The organism is Mesorhizobium sp. M1C.F.Ca.ET.210.01.1.1 (genome assembly GCF_004791585.1).
Lineage (GTDB): Bacteria > Pseudomonadota > Alphaproteobacteria > Rhizobiales > Rhizobiaceae > Mesorhizobium.
This window is the reverse complement of sequence record NZ_SRUU01000022.1, coordinates 75,122-93,947: the sequence shown is the minus strand read 5'-3', so window position 1 is coordinate 93,947 and position 18,826 is coordinate 75,122. Positions and strand designations below refer to the sequence as shown.

Annotated in this window: 20 protein-coding genes; 12 read left to right on the top strand and 8 right to left on the bottom strand. The window is 64.6% G+C overall.

The window, feature by feature from the left end; genetic code table 11:
• Nucleotides 1–12: 12 nt before the first annotated feature.
• The 3 genes from EN853_RS35335 to EN853_RS22860 form a co-directional block, all read right to left on the bottom strand.
• Nucleotides 13–606: a CatB-related O-acetyltransferase gene (locus EN853_RS35335; RefSeq protein WP_127861557.1), complete on the bottom strand. Its 594-nt coding sequence runs from the start codon at nucleotides 604–606 to the stop codon at nucleotides 13–15.
• A gap of 91 nt (nucleotides 607–697) precedes the next feature.
• Complete coding sequence (locus EN853_RS22865) at nucleotides 698–1,693, bottom strand: transporter (RefSeq protein ID WP_127861558.1); 996 nt, start codon at nucleotides 1,691–1,693, stop codon at nucleotides 698–700.
• A 159-nt stretch (nucleotides 1,694–1,852) separates the two neighbouring features.
• Complete coding sequence (locus EN853_RS22860) at nucleotides 1,853–4,513, bottom strand: EAL domain-containing protein (RefSeq protein WP_127861559.1); 2,661 nt, start codon at nucleotides 4,511–4,513, stop codon at nucleotides 1,853–1,855.
• 259 nt (nucleotides 4,514–4,772) lie between these two features.
• Here EN853_RS22860 and EN853_RS22855 point away from each other — a divergent pair, with 259 nt between their 5' ends.
• The 4 genes from EN853_RS22855 to EN853_RS22840 all read left to right on the top strand — a co-directional run bounded on the left by EN853_RS22855 (nucleotide 4,773) and on the right by EN853_RS22840 (nucleotide 7,329).
• Nucleotides 4,773–4,994 (top strand): DUF680 domain-containing protein, encoded by a 222-nt coding sequence (locus EN853_RS22855; RefSeq protein ID WP_127861560.1) that lies wholly within the window; start codon nucleotides 4,773–4,775, stop codon nucleotides 4,992–4,994.
• 125 nt (nucleotides 4,995–5,119) lie between these two features.
• Nucleotides 5,120–6,091 (top strand): MBL fold metallo-hydrolase, encoded by a 972-nt coding sequence (locus tag EN853_RS22850; RefSeq protein WP_127861561.1) that lies wholly within the window; start codon nucleotides 5,120–5,122, stop codon nucleotides 6,089–6,091.
• Between the two features lie 49 nt (nucleotides 6,092–6,140).
• The gene (locus EN853_RS22845) at nucleotides 6,141–6,602 is read left to right on the top strand and encodes a tetratricopeptide repeat protein (protein ID WP_127861562.1); all 462 of its coding nucleotides are present in this window, start codon (nucleotides 6,141–6,143) and stop codon (nucleotides 6,600–6,602) included.
• Nucleotides 6,603–6,846: 244 nt separating this feature from the next.
• The gene (locus tag EN853_RS22840) at nucleotides 6,847–7,329 is read left to right on the top strand and encodes a DoxX family protein (protein ID WP_127861563.1); all 483 of its coding nucleotides are present in this window, start codon (nucleotides 6,847–6,849) and stop codon (nucleotides 7,327–7,329) included.
• 17 nt (nucleotides 7,330–7,346) lie between these two features.
• Here the strand turns inward: EN853_RS22840 and EN853_RS22835 are convergent, their stop codons facing one another.
• Together EN853_RS22835 and EN853_RS22830 are read right to left on the bottom strand one after the other, a co-directional pair.
• A complete protein-coding gene (locus EN853_RS22835) occupies nucleotides 7,347–8,129 on the bottom strand; it encodes a glucose 1-dehydrogenase (protein ID WP_127861564.1) in 783 nt (260 codons plus the stop codon).
• A 144-nt stretch (nucleotides 8,130–8,273) separates the two neighbouring features.
• A complete protein-coding gene (locus EN853_RS22830; protein WP_127861565.1) occupies nucleotides 8,274–8,651 on the bottom strand; it encodes a hypothetical protein in 378 nt (125 codons plus the stop codon).
• Here EN853_RS22830 and EN853_RS22825 point away from each other — a divergent pair.
• Nucleotides 8,651–9,508: a hypothetical protein gene (locus tag EN853_RS22825; protein WP_127861566.1), complete on the top strand. Its 858-nt coding sequence runs from the start codon at nucleotides 8,651–8,653 to the stop codon at nucleotides 9,506–9,508. The two genes, EN853_RS22830 and EN853_RS22825, sit on opposite strands and share 1 nt — an antisense overlap.
• Before the next feature lie 39 nt (nucleotides 9,509–9,547).
• Here the strand turns inward: EN853_RS22825 and EN853_RS22820 are convergent, their stop codons facing one another.
• The gene (locus tag EN853_RS22820) at nucleotides 9,548–9,838 is read right to left on the bottom strand and encodes a muconolactone Delta-isomerase family protein (protein ID WP_127861567.1); all 291 of its coding nucleotides are present in this window, start codon (nucleotides 9,836–9,838) and stop codon (nucleotides 9,548–9,550) included.
• Between the two features lie 115 nt (nucleotides 9,839–9,953).
• Here EN853_RS22820 and EN853_RS22815 point away from each other — a divergent pair, with 115 nt between their 5' ends.
• On the top strand, nucleotides 9,954–10,838 hold the full coding sequence (locus EN853_RS22815) for a LysR substrate-binding domain-containing protein (protein WP_127861568.1): 885 nt from the start codon (nucleotides 9,954–9,956) through the stop codon (nucleotides 10,836–10,838).
• A 33-nt stretch (nucleotides 10,839–10,871) separates the two neighbouring features.
• On the opposite strand, the gene EN853_RS22810 is transcribed toward EN853_RS22815, so the two are convergent.
• Complete coding sequence (locus EN853_RS22810; protein ID WP_127861569.1) at nucleotides 10,872–11,483, bottom strand: TIGR00730 family Rossman fold protein; 612 nt, start codon at nucleotides 11,481–11,483, stop codon at nucleotides 10,872–10,874.
• Nucleotides 11,484–11,601: 118 nt separating this feature from the next.
• On the opposite strand from EN853_RS22810, the gene EN853_RS22805 reads away from it, so the two are divergent.
• From EN853_RS22805 to EN853_RS22790, 4 genes are all read left to right on the top strand, one after another.
• Nucleotides 11,602–13,230, top strand: a complete 1,629-nt coding sequence (locus EN853_RS22805; protein WP_127861570.1) for a LysM peptidoglycan-binding domain-containing protein — start codon at nucleotides 11,602–11,604, stop codon at nucleotides 13,228–13,230.
• A 153-nt stretch (nucleotides 13,231–13,383) separates the two neighbouring features.
• On the top strand, nucleotides 13,384–13,707 hold the full coding sequence (locus tag EN853_RS22800; RefSeq protein ID WP_127861571.1) for a metalloregulator ArsR/SmtB family transcription factor: 324 nt from the start codon (nucleotides 13,384–13,386) through the stop codon (nucleotides 13,705–13,707).
• A 25-nt stretch (nucleotides 13,708–13,732) separates the two neighbouring features.
• On the top strand, nucleotides 13,733–15,616 hold the full coding sequence (locus EN853_RS22795; protein WP_127861572.1) for an ABC transporter ATP-binding protein/permease: 1,884 nt from the start codon (nucleotides 13,733–13,735) through the stop codon (nucleotides 15,614–15,616).
• A gap of 271 nt (nucleotides 15,617–15,887) precedes the next feature.
• Entirely contained in the window at nucleotides 15,888–16,229 is a 342-nt protein-coding gene (locus EN853_RS22790; protein WP_127861573.1) for an antibiotic biosynthesis monooxygenase, read from the top strand.
• On the opposite strand, the gene EN853_RS22785 is transcribed toward EN853_RS22790, so the two are convergent.
• On the bottom strand, nucleotides 16,208–17,101 hold the full coding sequence (locus tag EN853_RS22785; protein ID WP_127861574.1) for an SMP-30/gluconolactonase/LRE family protein: 894 nt from the start codon (nucleotides 17,099–17,101) through the stop codon (nucleotides 16,208–16,210). The genes EN853_RS22790 and EN853_RS22785 overlap by 22 nt on opposite strands.
• Nucleotides 17,102–17,306: 205 nt before the next feature.
• Here EN853_RS22785 and EN853_RS22780 point away from each other — a divergent pair, with 205 nt between their 5' ends.
• Both EN853_RS22780 and pssA read left to right on the top strand, forming a co-directional pair.
• A complete protein-coding gene (locus EN853_RS22780; protein ID WP_127861575.1) occupies nucleotides 17,307–18,005 on the top strand; it encodes a phosphatidylserine decarboxylase in 699 nt (232 codons plus the stop codon).
• Nucleotides 18,006–18,080: 75 nt separating this feature from the next.
• A complete protein-coding gene (pssA, locus tag EN853_RS22775) occupies nucleotides 18,081–18,824 on the top strand; it encodes a CDP-diacylglycerol--serine O-phosphatidyltransferase (protein ID WP_245517153.1) in 744 nt (247 codons plus the stop codon).
• The last annotated feature ends 2 nt before the right edge of the window (nucleotides 18,825–18,826 follow it).

The window sequence follows — 18,826 nt, the reverse complement described above, 5'->3', positions numbered from 1 at the left end:
GCTTGGCGTCCTTCAGCCTTGCGGCCGGAGGGTCGAATGAGCGTCTATGAATTCGTCTATGGGGCCGAAGAATGAAGCCTGCTCGGCGCGGATCTTCTCGTCGCTCCAATCCCACCACCGGATGGCTAGCAGGCTTTCGATCTGGCTCTGATCGAACCGATAACGGATGAGTTTTGCCGGGTTGCCGGCGACAATCGCGTAAGGGGCAACATCCTTCGTGACGATTGCTCCCGCGCCGACGACTGCGCCGTCTCCAACCCGCACGCCGGGCATGACGATGGCGCGGCGCCCGATCCACACATCGTTGCCGATCTCAATGGGGCCGTTCGTCAGAAGGTCGGCTCCGTCCGGCTCCTCCTTGGTCATGTGGACCTTGAAGGGGAAGGTCGAAACCAATGATGTCGGATGGTTCGCGCTGCACATGAAAAGCACCTCGTCGGCGATCGAGCAAAAGGCGCCGATCCGAAGCGCGGAGTGTTCTCCACAGCGGTATATTTTCTTTGGCTCGATGTTATAGGTCCAGCGTCCAACGGTGGCAAATCTTGGGAGTGCCTCCTTATCTCGGCGGAGCCCAAGCTTGATTCGGAGCTTCCTGGCAAACCCCATTTGCACCTCCCCTTACGTCAGCGGGACGGTGTTTAGCACAAGCCTTGGCCGGGTGGGATTGCCTCTTTCAGCCAAGCCGGCGGATCGAGTGTCAAACCCGCCCCAGCCGCCGCACGATCATGTAGACGATGCCGGCGAAGGCGATCGAAATCGCCGTCACCGCCCAGAAGCCGAGCGGCGTGCCGACCAGCGGCAGCCCGCCGACATTCATGCCGAACAGGCCCGAGATTATGGTCATCGGCAGCAGCACAGCAGTCATGACGGAGAGGATGTAGAGCAGCTGGTTCGACTGCTCGGTCAGCTTCGCCATCAGCTCGTCCTGCAGGAGCCGCGTACGCGCCTGCAATTGCTCGCCGTCGTGGTGCAGCGTGTGCGCCCGATGCGAGAGCCTCGCCGCCATGTCGTTGATCGGGTCCGGCAGGTCGTCGCGATGCGAATGGTCGAGATGGCGAAAGAGATTGGTGAGCGTCGCCATCTGCCGGTGGATGATCACCAGATGCCGGCGCGCGTCGACCAGCGCCTGCCGCTCGCTGTGCCATGCATCGCAGACGATGCGGTCCTCGATGCCGTCCAGCGTGTCGCCCATTTTGCCGAGCTCGACCGCCATGCCGTCGAGCGATTGGCCCATCACCGCCTCGATCAATTCGGCCGGTGAGCGGAATTTGCGCGCGCCGCTCTCGACCAGCTTGCGGATCTTGTCGACCGACTCCAGCGGCTGCTTGCGAGCCCCGATCAGCATCGTCTCGTTGAAGGCGAAGCGGAAATGGGTGAGGCCGCGCGCCTCGGCGAAGTCGTGCCTGAGGTCGGGCAGATCGCCGTAGAGGAAGTCGTCCTCGAAATCGATATGACAGCCTTGGCTGGGGGAGAGAAACGCCTCCCGCACCAGCGCCGGCAGCGACTGCTCGGCGCCGATCTCCTTGCGCGCGCGCATGTCGGTGATCCGGTAGCTGCGCCACGTCCAGCGCGCCTCGGCCGGGTCCTTGGTGCGCAAGCCGTCGGCGGTGAAATGATAGATGAAGAACAGACCATGCTCGTCGGGCAGGTAGGGCGAGAGGTCGGTGCCTTCGTTGGGGACAGCGATGTTCATGGCGGCTTCGCCGGCTCTTGATGCGGTCGGGTCGCGGGGGCGGCCAGGCTGCGTTCTAGCACGGGCAACCTCGCTTGCGTGTGACGGTTTGATGACGGCCGGCGCAGACACTGCCACCGCGTCTTCGTGCCCGGAAAGGCAATTGCGGAAGCGTTTCGCTTATCCGGTTGCCAGCCATTTGCGGGACTGGGCGAAGGTCCTGAAGGATTTCGCGTCCATCGGGCGGCCGAAGGCATATCCCTGCAGGATGTCGCAGCCAAGCTCCTTCAGGATACGCGCATGTTCCATCGTCTCGACACCTTCCGCCACGACCCCGATGCCGAGCGACTTGCCGATCTCGATGATCGAGGATACCAGCCGCCGTTGCGCCCCGGAGCCGGTGATCGGCGTGACGAGCTGGCGGTCGATCTTGAGGCGACGTGGCTGCAGCTTGAGCAGGCTGACGACAGAAGCATAGCCCGTGCCGAAATCGTCGATCTCGATGTCGATCCCAAGTTCCTTGATATGTTCGATATTCCAGGCGACAAGATCGTCGTTCTCATCGAGGAAGATGGACTCCACCAGCTCGAACGACACGGTTCCTTCCTTGATCGCGAGCTCGCGCAGGCCGCTGATGAGATCCTTGTCCTCAAGGCGCCTCGCGGAGACGTTGACCGACACGCGCGGGATGGTGAGCCCGTCAAGCGACCAGCGGTCGAAATTCTCCAGCGCCTGTTCAAGGACCGTGCGGTCGATCAGCGACACGACGTTCAGTTCCTCGGCCACATTGAGGAAGATGTCGGGAGCGAGGATGCCGCGCCGCGGATGTCGCCACCGTGACAGCGCCTCGACGCCAACGATCTCCAGCGTATTGGCGTCGAACTGCGGCTGGTAATAGGCGACGAACTCGTTGCGCTCCAGCCCGCCGAGTATCTCGTCGGCGGTCTGCTTGGTCCGGACGATCTCGCTCTGCAGTTCCTCGTTGAAGAATTCATAGCGGTTACGACCGCGGCTCTTTGCGCGATAGAGCGCGAGATCGGCATTGACGAGCAACTGCTTCGCGTCAACACCGCGATTGGCTGCAATGCCGATGCTGACGCCGAACCGGCACTGGTGGCCTTGGTAGTCTACGGGCTGGCGCATCTCCTCGATGATGCGATCGGCAAAAGCCGCGAGTTCGTCGTCGCCCCGCCCATGGCTCACCACTACGAATTCGTCGCCGCCGATGCGCGCCACGAAATCGGATTTTCCGGCCATGGCCTTGATGACCCCGGAGGCATGCATCAGCATGGCGTCACCCGCCGCGTGGCCGAGCGTGTCGTTGATGTGCTTGAAGCGGTCGAGGTCGAGATGCAGCAGCGCCGTGCGGCCGTCGACTGTGCCGCCTTCGGCGAGCATCTCGTCGAGATAGCGGCGATTGGGCAGGCCGGTCAGCGAGTCGTGCAGCGCCACGTGCTCGATGCGTGCCTTCGTGGCTTCCAGCTCCGTATTCTTCGATTCCGACAGCTGGCGTTCCCGCATCAGATTCTCGTTGAGGAGCACGTCGCTGGTCACATCCCATTCGGCGCCGACCATCTTCGGCGTGCCGCCGCTGTCCTGCAGGAAGGTTGCTCGCGCGCGCACATGGCGGGTCGTCCCGTCGGGCAACAGAAGCCTGTACTGCGAGGAATAGCGGCCCCTGGTCGCGGCGGCGGCGTCGAAATCACGTCTTGCCCGTTCCAGATCGTCGGGGTGGATGGTTCGTTCCCAATCGTCATTGCCGCGCGGCTTGCCGTCGGCCGGCTTGCCATAGATCTCGTTGACTCGATCGTCCCAGACCAGCTGGTTGGTGGTGAGGTCATGCTCCCATACGCCGATGCCGGAAGCGTCGAGTGCAAGCTCCAGCCGCTGCGAAAGTCGCCTGAGTTCGGCGTAGTTCTTCTGCCTTTCGCCGAAAAGCCAGCCGGCGACCAGGATAGGCAGCACCACCAGAGTGCCGGCCAACGCCATCGTCGCCAGCAGGACGGTCTCGTTCTTTGGCGTGGTCGGCCAGCCCCCCTTGGGAACCGCGGATATCTGCCAGGAACCTACCGGCAATTGCACCTCGGCCGTCACCGGATTGGCGTTGACGATGTTTTCGCCGCCGAAGAAGCGTTCGCCGCCGCCACCCAGCGCATCCTTGCCGATGAGCGCCAAGTCGATGTCGAGACTGGGATCGGTGAGGCCGCTCGCGGCATAAAGGCGATCCACGTCGATCACCGCAGAGACTATGCCCCAGAAGCGGTCGCCGCCGCCCGCCGTCGGCACGAAGATCGGGATCCGGCCGATAAAGCCGCGGCCGCCCTGCGCGAGATTGACGGGACCGGCAAGGATCAGCGCGCGCTGATCGCGCGCGCGAAGCGCCGCCATGCGTTGCGCCTCGTTTTTGCGGTAGTCGAGCCCTATCGCTTTCTCGTTGCCCTTCATGGGATACATCAGCGAGATGACGAGATCGGGCGCGCCGGCAATGTTGTGCAATTGCGAATTCTGCTTGAACAGATTGGCGGCCAGCGAGGCGAATCTCTGCTGCCCCATATAGGGCTCGGTTACGATGGTCGAGGCGAGGCCCTGCACCAGCTGGAGATTGCCGTTTATGTTGCCTTCCAGCTTGGCGCGAACGACATTGACTTTTGCCAGCACGTCGGCACGGGTCAATTGATCCGTTACTTTTCTGTTCTGCTGGTCGACGAATATGGCGCAGATCAGAAGCACGACGGCAGCGATCGCCGCCGGCAAGTTGGCGGAAGAGAAAACGGCCTGGTTGACTCGGCCGAGATTGAGACCCTTGCTGGTCAAATCGACCCGATAACCTTTCCTGGACATTGGTCCATCGGTCGACGCTAATGGAAAGTGCTTAAATTATAACTTCCACGGCGGGCCGAAGTTTCAGCATCGGCCATCAGGTTTTCCGTACTCTGGCCAGCAAACCGAAGCCTTTGGCTTGTCTGTCGAAGCTGCGTTTTCCCAGGTCTTCAAGAATTTTGCGCCTGTCGGGGAATAAAGCCCGGGCCTTCCGGGTCTTGGTGTGTAGCGAGACCATCCGCCCAAGGCACCCATCAACCAACCCGGAAGGCATACGCACATGAACACGACCATTTGCACTCTCGCAGCCATTCTCGTTGCCACGGGCAGCGCCTTTGCCGGCAGTGACCATTTTTCCTCGACCAATGCCGGCCAGCAGGCCGCCGCCGTCGACACCACCTACACGGCTTCGATGGCGAAGCCGGTTATGGCCCGCCACGACATGAAGCCGGCGGCCAGGATCGCTGCGCAAGAGTCCGGCCAGGGCATTTGGGGCCGCTAGGCGGGAGTCAGGATCAAAGGTCCTGATCCCCGTGGGACCGACAGGTCCTCACCCAGGGGTCAGGACCAGGTCCTCCGCCGACTTCTCCGAACTACCTTAATCGCAGCCACTAGAGGAGACTTCCGATGTTCAACATGACGCGCCGCATGGTGCTGGGATCCGCGGCGGCAGCCGCGGCCTTCGGCATTGCCGGCAAGCTGGAATTCGCGCCCGCGGCCTTTGCCGAAACCCCGGTCGAGCCGCTGGTCGGCTTCTACAAATACAAGGTGGGCTCACTCGAGGTCACCGCCGTCTATGACGGCATCTGGCGCAAGCCGCACGACCCGGCCTTCATCAAGGGCGTCTCGGTCGACGACACCAAGGCAGCCCTCGCCAAGGCGGGGCTCACCACCGATTTCATGCCCATCCCGCTCACCGTCGTCGTGCTCACAATGAACGGCCGTACCATCATGATGGATGCCGGTTCCGGCGTCGGCCAGTGGCAGGCCAACGCCACGCATCTGCCGGCCAACATGAAGGCCGCCGGCATCGACTACAGGGCGATCGACACCATCATGATCTCGCATTTCCACCCCGACCATGTCTGGGGCTTGATGGAGAAGGGCACCAACGCGCCGGTCTTCCCCAATGCCGAGCTGATCGTCAACGCCGCCGAATACAATTGGTGGACCGACCCAAGCCGGCTCGCCAAGCTGCCCGAAGGCCGCAAGCCGGCGGGCAAGCGCATCGTCGAAAACTTCCCGAAATGGAAGAACTGGAAGCTGGTCGAGGACGGCACGGAAGTGGTGCCCGGCATCCGCATCATGGCCGCGCCCGGCCACACGCCCGGCCACTCGGTCTACCATGTCGATGCCGGCTCCGAGCAGTTCCTCGTCTCGGCCGACACCATGTACGTGCCGGCGCTGCTTGCGCCGCATCCCGAATGGCAGGGCGCCTATGACCAGGACGGGCCGATGGCGATCGCCACGCGCCACCGGATCGTCGACCAGGTGATCGCCGACAATGTCCGCATCTGCGGCTCGCATTTCCCGTTCCCGGGCACCGGCAGCTTCGTCAAGGACGGCAACGCGTACGCCTTCACCCCAACCCAGATCTGACCCGGATTCCGCGTTTGAATCTCATTCTGAACAGAAAGCGACAACGTCAATGAAACATGCACTTTTCGCGGTGCTCGGCGCCATTGCGGTGCTGACCGCGGGCCCCATAGCCATCGCCGTGCCGGCCTATGCCGTGGACGACATCGAAGGCGCCGACGCGCCGGACCTGACCGCCGTGAAGGCCAAGATCGACGCCAAGGACTATCACGGCGCGCTGGCCGACCTGCGCGACCTCGCGCAGGACACCCAGCAGGCCGACGTCTACAACCTGCTCGGCTTCACGCTGCGCAAGACCGGCGACTACCAAACCGCGCTCACCTACTACACCAAGGCGCTGGAGCTTAAGCCCGACCACAAGGCGGCGCACGAATATCTGGGCGAGCTCTATGTCGAGACCGGCGACGTGGCCAAGGCCAAGGAACAACTCGCCTCGCTGCAGAAGCTCTGCCCGGCGGGCTGCGAGGAGCTTTCCGACCTCAAGCAGGCAATCGACACCAAGGTGACGAAGTAGTCCGGAGAGCTTGGTTCCTCGCCCCCACAAAGTGGGGGAGAGGTGGCCGTGAAGCGGCCGGAGAGGGGGACTGGCGCCGACCGCGCCCCATAACACCGACCTTTTTGGGCGCCACGGCGGTAGCGCCCGAAAACCGGAGCCGGCGTCCTCTCCCTCGCGCCGGCTCCGACACTTTTCAGCATCAAATGCATGCGCGCGTTCGACCGACGCGCGAGCCTACCTGTCTCGAAAACCGGAGCCGACCATGACACCCACCGAACTCGCCGAGAAGCTTCACGCCAGGGACGCGGTCCTGCTTGCCGGCCGCCTGCTCCTGTCTCTGATCTTCGTGCATGAGGGCCTGCAACTCGCGACCCATTTCGAGGGCGCTCAGAAGGCAATGGCAGCGCTCGGCATAGGCACGCCGCTGCTTCTTGCCACCATAGCGCTACAACTCGGCGCTGGCCTGTCGGTCGCGCTTGGCATCCTGGCGCGGCTGGCCGCCGTCGGGCTCGGGCTGTTCTGCCTGATGACGGCAGGCCTCTTCCATACCAACTTCGCCAGTCAGAACGAGCTCCTGCATTTCGAGAAGGATCTCGCCATTGCCGGTGGCATGTTCGTCCTGGCGGCCAGCGGCGCGAGCAAATTGTCGATGGATCGAGTCCTGCGTGGGATGATGAAGGGCAGGGCGGGCGAAGGCTCAAAGGCTGACGCCGCGGCGGTGCGTGAAACCAGCCTGCCGGTCTGAGGAGGCGAGCCGCCGCGTCACAACACGCTGGTGATCCCGCCATCCACCAGGAGCGTCTGTCCGGTCACGAAGCTCGCGGCGTCGGAAGCCAGGAACACCGCCGCACCTGCCAGCTCCTCGACATCGCCCCAGCGCCGCATCGGTGTGCGGCCGGTCAGCCAGCTCGAGAATTTCTCGTCCGCCACCAAAGCGGCGTTGAGCTCGGTCTTGAAATAGCCAGGCGCGATGGCGTTGACACGCACGCCGTGCTGGCCCCATTCGCCGGCCATCGACTTGGTCAGCATGGTGATCGCCCCCTTGCTCGCCGCGTAGGGCGCGATCGAGGGGCGGGCGAGCGCGCTCTGCACCGAGGACACGTTGATGATGACGCCCTTGCGGCGCGCGATCATGCCCTTGACCACCGCCCGGCTGACCTTGAACACGCCGTCGAGATTGGTCGCCATCAGCGCGTCCCAGTCGGCGTCGCTGAAGCTCTCCAGCGGCGCGCGGCGCTGGATGCCGGCATTGTTGACCAGTATGTCGATCGGCCCGATGCCGGCCTCAACCTCCGCTATGGCCGCGTCGACCGAGCGCGTGTCGGTCACGTCGATCGCGGATTCCGCGACAGCGTAGCCCTCGGCGCACAGGCGGTCGCTCGCGGCCTTCAGCTCATCCATCTTGCGACCGCCAAGTGTTACGCGCGCACCGGCGCCGGCAAGGGCCTCAGCGAAGGCGAGGCCCAGCCCTCGGCTAGCGCCGGTGATGAAGGCATGCCTTCCTTCGAGGCCGAACAGCCGGCCGAGATAGTCAGTCGAACGCAATTTGCACCTTCATCGATTGTCCCCGGCAGGCTCGCCAGCCTCGCCAACGTGCCGCGCGGATCGATGAAGTGCAAGCGCCCGCCAGCATCGACCTGACTGCGCAGATTGAGCCAGCCTAAAGCGTGTTGGGGTTCAAGTGCTCAGCTAGTGTAGATAGCCCAGCAGCCAAAGAATGAGGATGATGGGCAAAGGAATCCCGATAAGCCAAAGCAGTGCGCCTCGCAGCATGACGATCTCCAAAATCTCGTTATGTGAGGCAACGCTAACATCCGGGCTTGGTTCCCGGTCGGGAATCTGCTGCAGTGGATCGGCAGGCGATCGGGGGAAGCGATGCTTAAATGGGGCGCGATACTGGGCATCGTCGGGTTCCTCGGCGGTTTCGTCGGCCCGGTCATCTTCACGCCGGAAGCGAACCAGGGGCCGCTGCTCGGTATCTTCATAACCGGGCCGCTCGGCTTCGTCCTCGGCCTTGTAGGCTTTGTCCTGCGGTTCCTGCCGGACCGCGGTTAGGTTCCAGCGCAATGACTTTGCTTCAGTTCACAGTCACCGGCGAACAGGTCTCGAACGAAGAGACGGAAGAGGTCATTCGCGAGGCGGAACCGCATCGCGGCCTGATGCGCTACCGCCCCGATGGCGGCGAGCTTTTCATTCACACGCGGGTGAACATGGCGCTTCTGCGGGCTGCCGCTTCGCTCCCGCTCCTGCGCCTGAAAATCAGCCCGCGTGCTAATGAATTGACGCCGCGCGATGCCCTGCTGACGCCCAAGGGATCAAGGCGGAACTACGCCTTCCTCGAAAGGCTCTGCGAGGATCTGGCTGCCGCCGGCTATCCCGCCTGCTATATCGCGGAGCAGCATGGCGAAGGCCGGCGCGATTTCTACTTCACGACAGAGGACGTCGCCGGCTTCGAGCAGATAGCGCGCGCTGCCGCCGAGGCGCTGGCTTTCCCATTCGCCCTTGAGGAGCATTCGCTTGCCGACGTGGCGCCGCTCATTCTTCCCACCGAGGCGATCGGCGATCTCGGTCTGGAAATCGCCCCGCATGCCCGCGTGAGGCCGACACGCTTCGAGTTCTGGGGCGCGGGGCCCTCGCTTGCAAAGCTGCGCGCCGAGCTCGAGAAACGCGGCTATCGCTTCCTTGGGCTCGAGACATTTTCCAGCGAACTGCGGATGCTGAAGAGCGTGCCGATCGATGGAGAAGGGTTCCTGGCCGTGCTGAGGGAAATCGTTCCCTTGGCCCGGTCGTTGCAGTGCAGCTATCGCGGCACCGAGACCGTCGAGGGCCATGAGCAGTTCCTGCTCGCCCGCCCTCTGCCCGAACGCTATAGCGGCGCCGGGCGAGGCGGCTTTTTTCGTCGCATTTTCGGTGGCGGCTCGTAAGCGCTGCCGGTTTGTGGCAGCGCTTGTTTCTCGGTCGCTTCAGCGCTTCGGCCCGAAGCCCGGATACGGATTGAGCGGCACGATCGCCGCAATGTCCATCATGCCGGCCTCGACCAGCGGCAGGCTGGCGAGATGGCCGCGCACCTCCTTCTCGTCCACCGCCTCGAACATCATGCCGCTGCCGGGAATGTCGCCTCGGTTCCAGATCTGGCGCACGGCGCCTTGCGCATAGAGGGTCTTGCGCTGCTCGGACTCGGGCGGCAGCAGCGGCGCGAAATCGGCGTCACTGAACTTTTCGGTGTTGCGGGTGAGAAGGGCAAAGAACTGCATGGCGGTCTCCTTTGTGGCCGGTTGATGCCGGAGATATCGCGCCGTCTGGCCAGACTGTCCAAGACTGATTAGGATAGAGTTCAGACCTTATAGGACTTACTCCCGAGGAGCTGAAATGCTCGATCTGCGCCAAATAAGATATTTCGTCGCTGTCGCCGAGGCCGGCAATGTCGGCCGCGCCGCCGGGCAACTGCACATCTCCCAGTCGCCCTTGAGCCGGCAGATCATTCAGCTCGAGGAGCAGCTCGGCGTGGCGCTGTTCGAGCGCGCGAAGCAGCGGGTCCATCTCAACGCCGAGGGCAAGGCGTTCCTCGCCGAAGCCCGCGCGCTGCTTGCCAGCGCCGCGCGGCTGGAGGATCTCGGCCGCAATCTTGCCAGCGGCGCCGCCGGCAGCCTCGCCATCGGCTATGTCGAGGGCGCCGTGCATGCCGGGCTGGTCGCCGCCATGCTGCGCGAGTTCCGCCGTGATCGGCCGGATTTCCACCTGCAACTAAGGAGCCGCCGAACGGCGGCGCAGTTCGAGGATCTGCGAAGCCGGGTACTCGACCTTGGCCTTGTCTATGCGTCGGCGCCGCAAGGCGATCCGGACTTGGACAGCATGCTGGTGCGTCGCGAGCCGCTGGTGCTGGCAATCCCCGAGGGCGATCCGCTTGTTGATGTCATCGACATTCGGCCGAGCCATCTCGACGGCCGTGTCTGGATCACCGTCGTTCGGCAGCCTGACGACACCAATCGAGCGCAGTTCCTGGCGGCCTGTGTCGAGGCCGGCTTCGTGCCTGACATCGCCTATGAGACAGCCGACCCGCTGACCTCGCTCGGCCTGGTCAGCGCCGGGCTTGGTCTGGCGACGGTCCAGGAGAGCCTGCGCGCCGCGGCGCCGCCGGGGATCGTCTTCCGCGACCTGCCGTGGTTCGGGCGCAGTGTCGCCATCCATCTCGCCTGGCGGCGCAATGATCGGAGGGCGGTCATTGAGGATTTGAGGAGGACAGTAGGGGAATGATTTCCGAGTGCTATTTTTTGAGCGGCCCCAAAATCACATCTTGTCTATCACCGCCTGCACACCCTCGGTCGGCGCGTCGACCGACGATCCGGCCACCATGATGGCGGCGACGATGGCATCGGGGTCGCTGACCACCAGCGGCTTCACCCGGTGCGCGGTGTGGATGAAGCCTTCCTCAGACATGTGCTCGATCAGCGCCAGCATCGGGTCCCAGAAGCCTTTGATGTTGGCGAAGACGATCGGCTTGCGGTGATGGCCGAGCTGAGCCCAGGTCATGATCTCGACGATCTCCTCGACCGTGCCGATGCCGCCCGGCAGCGCCACAAAGGCGTCGGATTTCTCGAACATCCTGTGCTTGCGCTCGTGCATGTTGTCGGTGATCAACAGCTCGTCGAGCTTGTCGAGAGCGGTCTCGGTCGCCTCCTTGTTGATCAGGAAGCGCGGGATGATGCCGGTCACCTTGCCGCCGGCCTTGAGCGCGCCTTCGGCGACGGCGCCCATGATCCCCTTGGTGCCGCCGCCATAGATCAGGCGCAGACCGGATTTCGCCAGCGAGCGGCCGAGCAGGTGGCCGGCCTTGATGTAGGCCTCGTCGCGGCCCGGAGACGAACCGCAATAGACGCAGACGGATCGAATCGTGTTCATGGCGATGATTGGTGATAGGGACGGTCGGCGCGGTCAAGTCCAGGAATGGGCTTTTTCTTGTAGCACTTGATAAAACACGCTAGATCGGCGTTAGGTGGCTAAGGGGGCAGAAAAGATTATGGCTATTAATCCATCAAAGGCGTTCTTGTTCGCGGCGGGCGGCGTTGCCGTTGTCGCGGCGGTCGCCTACGGTTCGGGCGCGCTCGATCCATATATCAACAACCAAAAGCCGGCGCCGGTCGCGACACTTCCGCAAGCGGAAACGAAGCCGGCGGGATCCAGCAGCACGACCACCGAGGCGCGGTTGCCGCAGACGCAAGCCCCGGCCAACACCATGGCGCCGGCCAACACCATGGCGCCGGCCAGCAACGCTATGGCTCCGGCTTCGAGCAACGCCATGGCGCCCGCCGACAAGGCAACGGCGGCGGCCGACAATGCGGCCGCTCCGGCAGCCTCCGCGCCGGCCGCTCAGGCGCCTGCTGCCCCTGGTCCGACGCTGCCGACCTTCGATGTCGTGCGCGTCGAGGGCAATGGCTCGATCGTCGTCGCCGGCAGTGCCGCGCCCAATGCCAAGGTCGAGATCCTCAACGGCGGGACGGTGCTCGGCTCGACCGACGCCGGCCCCGACGGCGCCTTCGCCATCGTGCTCGACGATCCGCTGAAGCCCGGCGACTACACGATCACGCTGCGCGCCATCGCCGGCGGCGTCGCCGTCGCCTCGGCGCAGACTGCCGTCGTCTCGGTGCCGCAGAGCCCGACCGGCCAGGTGCTGGCGATGGTCGAAGAGCCGGGCAAGCCGTCCGAATTGCTCACCGTTCCGCAGCCGGAGGCCAAGCCCGCGGCCCCGGCCGCCACCGATCAGGCCGCCGCCCCGGCCGCGCAAGCCCCGGCTCCTGCCGCAACCGCGCCGGCGGCGCCCAATACCGAGGCAGCCCCGGCAGTGACCGCTCCGGCAGCCACCGGGCAGGCCGCTGCCCCTGCAACGCCGGCGCCCGCCGCAGCGGGCGAACCGAAGATCGCCGTCGAGGCGGTGGAGATCGACGGCAGCAAGATCTTCGTCGCCGGCACCGCCGATCCCGGCCGCAAGGTGCGCGCCTATGCCGACGACATCCTGCTCGGCGAGGCCAAGACCTCGCCCGATGGCCATTTCCTGATCGAAGCCGCGCGCGACATCCCCGTCGGCAATTACACGATCCATGTCGACGGCCTTGCCGACGACGGCGTGAAGGTCGTCGCCCGCGCCGCCGTGCCGTTCGAACGCGAGCCCGGCGAGTCGATCGCCGCGGTTGCGCCGACAGAGGCCAAACCGGCTGACACCAAGCTCGCGCAGGTTCAGGGTGCTGGGTCCCTGGCCGGACAGGCCAAGCCCGCCGAGACTGCTGCGGCGACCGAGACCAAGCCCGCCGGGACAACGACGCCGGCGCCGGCCGCCGCAGCCCCCGCCAAGGTCGCGGAAGCGACGCCGTCCGCCGATGTGCCCGAGACGGTCGCACCCAAGCTCGAACACGCCGACGGCGCCGTCATCATCCGCCGCCACGATACACTCTGGCGCATCTCGCGCCGGGTCTATGGCCATGGCGTGCGCTATTCGACCATCTATCTCGCCAACCAGGATCAGATCCGCGACCCCGACCGCATCTGGCCCGGCCAGGTCTTCAAGGTTCCCGGCAAGTCGAAGGAAGGCGAGCCGGCGGACATGAAGGCCATGGGCGATCAGATGACCACGCCGCCGGCGAAGACGCAGTAGTAGCGGCGATTAGCTGATCTTCCCCCTTGTGGGGGAGATGCCCGGCAGGGCAGAGGGGGCGCTGTCCCGCCAGCATTGCGAAGATCGGTTTTCAGCGGCTACCCATCCGCCTAGCTTGCCCTATCATCTTCCATCGTCTATCGCCGATAAACGATGACCGAATCCCTCATTGAAACGAGCGCGCGGGCCGACAGCCGCGCCATCGCCGCGCGCTTTGCGGCGTTGTCGCATCCGGCGCGCATCGAGATCCTCAAGCATCTCTCGGCCAGCCGTTGCTGCTCCTGCCGCGAGGTGGTCGACCATCTCGATCTCGCCCAGTCGACGGTTTCGCAACATCTGAAGATCCTGGTCGAAGCCGGGCTCGTTCGCTTCGAGGCAGACCGCCAGCGCTCGCGCTATGCGATCGACCACGCCGCGCTTGCCGGCGTGTCGGCTTCGCTTCGTGAACTCGTCAACTCCTGCTGCTCCAGCCGCTGACCCTCTCACCCAAAAGGCAAGAATAGTGGCCGAAAAGACCGTCTCCGCCGAAACCGGCACTCTCACGACCCTGCGCAACCTCTGGCCCTATATGTGGCCGGCCGACCGCGCCGACCTGAGAGCCCGCGTCACCTGGGCGACGCTGCTCCTGGTCGTCGCCAAGCTCACGCTGGTCGCCGGTCCCTACTTCTTCAAATGGGCGACAGATGCGCTGGCCCACGGCTCGAAGACGCCGCCGCCGCTGCCCGCCTTCATGCTCGCGCCGGTCATGCTGGTCATCGCCTATAACGTCCTGAGGCTGGTGCAACTCGGCTTCAACCAGTTGCGCGACGCGCTCTTTGCCCGCGTCGGCCAGTACGCGGTGCGCCAGCTCGCCTTCCGCACCTTCGTCCACATGCACCAGTTGTCGCTGCGCTTCCATCTCGAGCGCCGCACCGGCGGCCTGTCGCGCATCATCGAGCGCGGCACCAAGGGCATCGAGACGATCGTGCGCTTCGTCATGCTGAACACGGCGCCGACCATCCTCGAATTCGCGCTGACCGCCGGCATCTTCGCCTACACCTATGGCTGGAAATATGTGGCCGTGGTGGCGGTGACGGTGTGGATCTATGTCTGGTTCACGGTCAAGGCCAGCGACTGGCGCATCTCGATCCGGCGCGACATGAACGACAGCGACACCGACGCCAACACCAAGGCGATCGACTCGCTCTTGAACTTCGAGACGGTCAAATATTTCACCAACGAGCGCATGGAGGCCGAGCGCTTCGACCGCTCGATGGCGCGCTACGAAGCCGCCGCGACGAAAACCTGGACCTCGCTCGGCTGGCTGAACTTCGGCCAGGGCCTCATCTTCGGCCTCGGCACCGTCATCGTCATGTGCATGTCGGCGCTCGAGGTGCAGGCTGGCACGCAGTCGGTCGGCGATTTCGTCTTCATCAACGCCATGCTGATGCAGCTTTCGGTGCCGCTCAACTTCATCGGCTTCATCTATCGCGAGATCCGGCAAGGCTTGACCGATATCGAACACATGTTCGACCTGCTCGACGTGCCGCAGGAGATCGTCGACAAGCCGGATGCCAGGCCGTTGAAGGTCGGTCCCGGCAAGGTCGAGTTTCGCGATGTGCACTTCTCCTACGATCCGAACCGCAAGATCCTGAAAGGCGTGTCGTTCGAGGTGCCGGCCGGCAAGACGGTCGCCATCGTCGGCCCGTCTGGCGCCGGCAAGTCGACCATCTCCAGGCTTCTGTTCCGCTTCTACGACGTCCAGCGCGGCCAGGTGCTGATCGACGGTCAGGACATCCGCGACGTGACGCAGGAGAGCCTGCGTGCCGTGCTCGGCATGGTGCCGCAGGACACCGTGCTCTTCAACGACACCATCGCCTACAACATCCGCTACGGCCGCATCGGCGCCAGCGAGGAGGAGGTGCGCAAGGCGGCCGAACTCGCCCAGATCGGACCTTTCATCGAGAAGTTGCCCGACGGCTACCGCTCGATGGTCGGCGAGCGCGGCCTGAAGCTCTCCGGCGGCGAGAAGCAGCGCGTCGCCATCGCCCGCACCATCCTCAAGGCGCCGCCGATCCTGATGCTGGACGAGGCGACCTCGGCGCTGGATACCCAGACCGAGCAGGAGATCCAGGCGGCGCTCGACCTCGTCAGCAAGGGCCGCACCACCATCGTGATCGCCCACCGCCTGTCGACGGTGATCTCGGCCGACGAGATCATCGTGCTCAAGGACGGACAGATCGCCGAGCGCGGCACCCATGCGGACCTGCTGCGCAAGCACGGCCTCTACGCCTCGATGTGGGACCGCCAGCGCGAGGCGACCGAAGCCGAGGAGCGGCTGCGCATCGCCCGAGAAGGCGACGAGCTGGGTGTCATCGTGCGCAGAAGGACCTCGGAGGTTTCGTAGAGCCTTTCCTTCTCCGCTTGTGGGAGAAGGTGGCCTCGCGAAGCGAGGTCGGATGGGGGGTGTTCCAGTATGGCGCCAGCGGCAGGACTTCCGCGCCTCATTCCTTCCAGCACCCTCATCCGTCTCGGCGCTTCGCGCCGATCCACCTTCTCCTCCCACAAGGGGAGAAGGAGAGGGCGCAAAATTCCCCTTGACCTCAACCTATCTTGAGCTTGCAAACCGTCTCCGAGCCCCTGCGAAGCACCTCGTCCAAGAACGGAGACAGATCGAAATGAGCAATAAGAATCAACGCGATGGCAGTGTGTTCCGGGTCGACAAGTTCGTCGTGCCGGCGGAAGCCCGCGACGAGATCCTCGGCAAGGTCCGCATGACGCACGAACTGCTGCGCCAGCAGGAAGGATTCGTGCAGGATTTCCTGCTCGAGCAGTTCTCCGGCCCGGGCGAGTTCAACCTCGTCACCATGGTCGAATGGGAAAGCCAGGCGGCCGTCGACAAGGTGGTGCCGATCGTCAAGGCCGCGCACGAGCGCATCGCCTTCAGCCCGCAGGAGACGATCGCCCGCCTTGGCGTCAAGGCCGACATCGCAAACTATCAGCGCGTGCCGGAATTGTAGGACGGCCATCCCGCCCCGGGCGAGGAAACAGCGACGCTCAGCACCTGACCGGTGCGGGCGTCTCTCACCATGTTCTCGAAACCGCGCCATTCGGCGGCAACGATGAACAGGGTCGTGCCGTCGGCGCCGCCCAGCATGCAGGCAAAGCAGCCGCGGTCGGCCTCGACCCGGTCGAGCTTCGCGCCGCCCTCGCGCACCCTGACACAGTGGCAGTCGGGCACGTCGGCATACCAGACACAGCCTTCGGCATCGATGCAGATGCCGTCGGGATAGTCGTTGCCGAGATCGGCCCAAACGCGGCGACTGGAAAGGCCGCCATCTGCAGCGATGTCGAAGGCGGTCAATCGGTTGGCGTGCGATTCGGCCACGATCAGCGTCCGATTGTCCGGCGTCACCGCCATGCCATTGGCGAAGGCGATATTGTCGGCGACCTGCCGGACCGCGCCGTCTGGTGTGATCAGCACGATGGTGCCCGGCCCGAAATGCTCGCCCGGCGCCGGCGTCGGCCCACCGCCATTGACATAGATGTTGCCGCGTCCGTCGACGACGATCTCGTTCCAAGGGCTTTTCGACAGGTCTCTCAGATCGGCATGGGTGGCGAGCGTTCCGTCTGCTTCCTGACGGAGCAGAACGCCCTCCCGACCGGAGATCACCAGAAGCCGGCCGTCGGGCAGCCAGTCGATCGAATAGGGCAGGACGGCTGGCACGGTGAGCATGACTTCGCTCTTGCCCTCTTCGTCCACGGCGACAATCTCGCCCGTGCCCCAGTTGCAGAGCCAGAGCCGCCCCTCATGCCAGCGCGGCGACTCGCCGAAGGCGAGGCCTTCTGTGATGACGCGGACTTTCCCGGTTGCTGATTTCAGAGAAGGCATTGAAGGGTTCCTTGTTAGGGCTGTCGTGCCAAGGACGGGCGAGGAGGCTGCTTTCCGACAATTCGCGGAGAAATCACCATTGCGATCCGTCGCGCCGGCGATGAGGCGCGCGCGTCTCACCCGGCCTGCCGCATTGTTGCGTTGCGGGGAGGGGGGCTTTCGGCTATTGAGGCCGAACCTGAAACAGGGACCGCCCCAAAGCCCGATGACGCTTCTCGATTCGGTCAAGAATACGGTCGTTCCGATCCATCGCGAGGGCTATCCCTTCATTGCCGCCTTCGCTGCGGCGACGCTCTTCCTTAGCTATTTCTCCTCGGTCCTGTTCTGGATCGGGCTGATCCTCACCGCCTGGTGCGTCTATTTCTACCGCGATCCCGAGCGAGTGACGCCGGTCGACGACCGGCTGGTGGTGAGCCCGGCCGATGGCGTGATCTCGGCCGTCGGGCCTGCAGTGCCGCCGCGCGAGCTTGGCCTGGGCTCGGGCGAAATGACCCGTATCTCGGTGTTCATGAATGTCTTTTCCTGCCACATCAACCGCGCGCCGGTGCGCGGCAGGATCACGCGCATCGAGCATCGTCCGGGCAAATTCCTCAACGCTGAGCTCGACAAGGCCAGCTCCGAGAACGAGCGCAACGGCTTGGTCATCGACAGCCCGAACGGAACGATTGCCACGGTGCAGATCGCCGGCCTGGTGGCGCGCCGCATTGTCTGCTGGGCCGAGGCGGGCGGCTCGATCGCCATCGGCGAGCGTTTTGGCCTGATCCGCTTCGGCTCGCGCGTCGACGTCTTCCTGCCATCGAGCGCCGTGCCGCGCGTCGCCGTCGGCCAGACGGCGGTGGGCGGCGAGACAGTGCTTGCCGAATTTGGCGGCGCCGCCGTCACCCCCCTGGTCAGGATCTCCTGAGCGGTGGGCGCGCCATTCAAGAAATTCGAGGCACACGCCAGCGGCGGCCCGCGCATCCGCGAGATCCCGATGCGCATGGTGCTGCCCAATCTGGTCACCGTGCTCGCCATCTGCGCCGGCCTCTCCGGCATCCGCTTCGCCTTCGAGGACCGTTTTGAGCCGGCCGTCGTCATGGTGCTGCTCGCCGCTTTCCTCGACGGCATAGACGGCCGCCTCGCGCGCATGCTGAAGGCGACCTCGAAATTCGGCGCGCAAATGGATTCCCTGGCCGACATCGTCAATTTCGGCGTCGCGCCGGCGCTCGTGCTCTATGCTTTCCTGCTCGACCGCGCCGGCTCGCCGGGCTGGATCGCGGCACTTCTGTTCACCATCGCCTGCGGCATGCGGCTTGCCCGCTTCAACGTGCTGGCCGAGGAAACCGACCAGCCGGCCTGGCAGACCGAGTATTTCGTCGGCGTCCCGGCGCCGGCGGGAGCCGTGCTGGTCATGCTGCCCTGCTATCTCTATTTCCTGCGGCTCGGCTTGGAACCAAGCCGGCCCGCGGCCTTCGTCGCCACCGGCTTCACCGTGCTCGTCGCTTTCCTCTTGGTCAGCCGGCTGCCGGTCTATTCGGGCAAGAGCGTCAAGGTGCCCGGTGACAGGGTGCTGCCGGTCATCCTTGGCGTCGTGCTCTACATCCTGCTGTTGATGGCCTACCCCTGGTACACGCTGACCGCTTCCGTCGCCGGCTATCTGCTTTTCCTGCCGTTCTCGGTACGCGCCTATTCGAAGCGGGCCATGCGCGAAGGCGAGAAGGTGCCGCCCTCGGATATCGGGTAGTG

Coding starts and splice junctions, on each gene's coding strand:
- EN853_RS22860 (WP_127861559.1), bottom strand. CDS start 4,513: ATGTCCAGGAAAGGTTATCGGGTCGATTTGACCAGCAAGGGTCTCAAT.
- EN853_RS35335 (WP_127861557.1), bottom strand. CDS start 606: ATGGGGTTTGCCAGGAAGCTCCGAATCAAGCTTGGGCTCCGCCGAGAT.
- EN853_RS22850 (WP_127861561.1), top strand. CDS start 5,120: ATGTTCAACATGACGCGCCGCATGGTGCTGGGATCCGCGGCGGCAGCC.
- EN853_RS22845 (WP_127861562.1), top strand. CDS start 6,141: ATGAAACATGCACTTTTCGCGGTGCTCGGCGCCATTGCGGTGCTGACC.
- EN853_RS22790 (WP_127861573.1), top strand. CDS start 15,888: ATGAGCAATAAGAATCAACGCGATGGCAGTGTGTTCCGGGTCGACAAG.
- EN853_RS22805 (WP_127861570.1), top strand. CDS start 11,602: ATGGCTATTAATCCATCAAAGGCGTTCTTGTTCGCGGCGGGCGGCGTT.
- EN853_RS22800 (WP_127861571.1), top strand. CDS start 13,384: ATGACCGAATCCCTCATTGAAACGAGCGCGCGGGCCGACAGCCGCGCC.
- EN853_RS22785 (WP_127861574.1), bottom strand. CDS start 17,101: ATGCCTTCTCTGAAATCAGCAACCGGGAAAGTCCGCGTCATCACAGAA.
- EN853_RS22820 (WP_127861567.1), bottom strand. CDS start 9,838: ATGCAGTTCTTTGCCCTTCTCACCCGCAACACCGAAAAGTTCAGTGAC.
- EN853_RS22815 (WP_127861568.1), top strand. CDS start 9,954: ATGCTCGATCTGCGCCAAATAAGATATTTCGTCGCTGTCGCCGAGGCC.
- EN853_RS22865 (WP_127861558.1), bottom strand. CDS start 1,693: ATGAACATCGCTGTCCCCAACGAAGGCACCGACCTCTCGCCCTACCTG.
- EN853_RS22840 (WP_127861563.1), top strand. CDS start 6,847: ATGACACCCACCGAACTCGCCGAGAAGCTTCACGCCAGGGACGCGGTC.
- EN853_RS22780 (WP_127861575.1), top strand. CDS start 17,307: ATGACGCTTCTCGATTCGGTCAAGAATACGGTCGTTCCGATCCATCGC.
- EN853_RS22855 (WP_127861560.1), top strand. CDS start 4,773: ATGAACACGACCATTTGCACTCTCGCAGCCATTCTCGTTGCCACGGGC.
- EN853_RS22825 (WP_127861566.1), top strand. CDS start 8,651: ATGACTTTGCTTCAGTTCACAGTCACCGGCGAACAGGTCTCGAACGAA.
- pssA (WP_245517153.1), top strand. CDS start 18,081: ATGGTGCTGCCCAATCTGGTCACCGTGCTCGCCATCTGCGCCGGCCTC.
- EN853_RS22810 (WP_127861569.1), bottom strand. CDS start 11,483: ATGAACACGATTCGATCCGTCTGCGTCTATTGCGGTTCGTCTCCGGGC.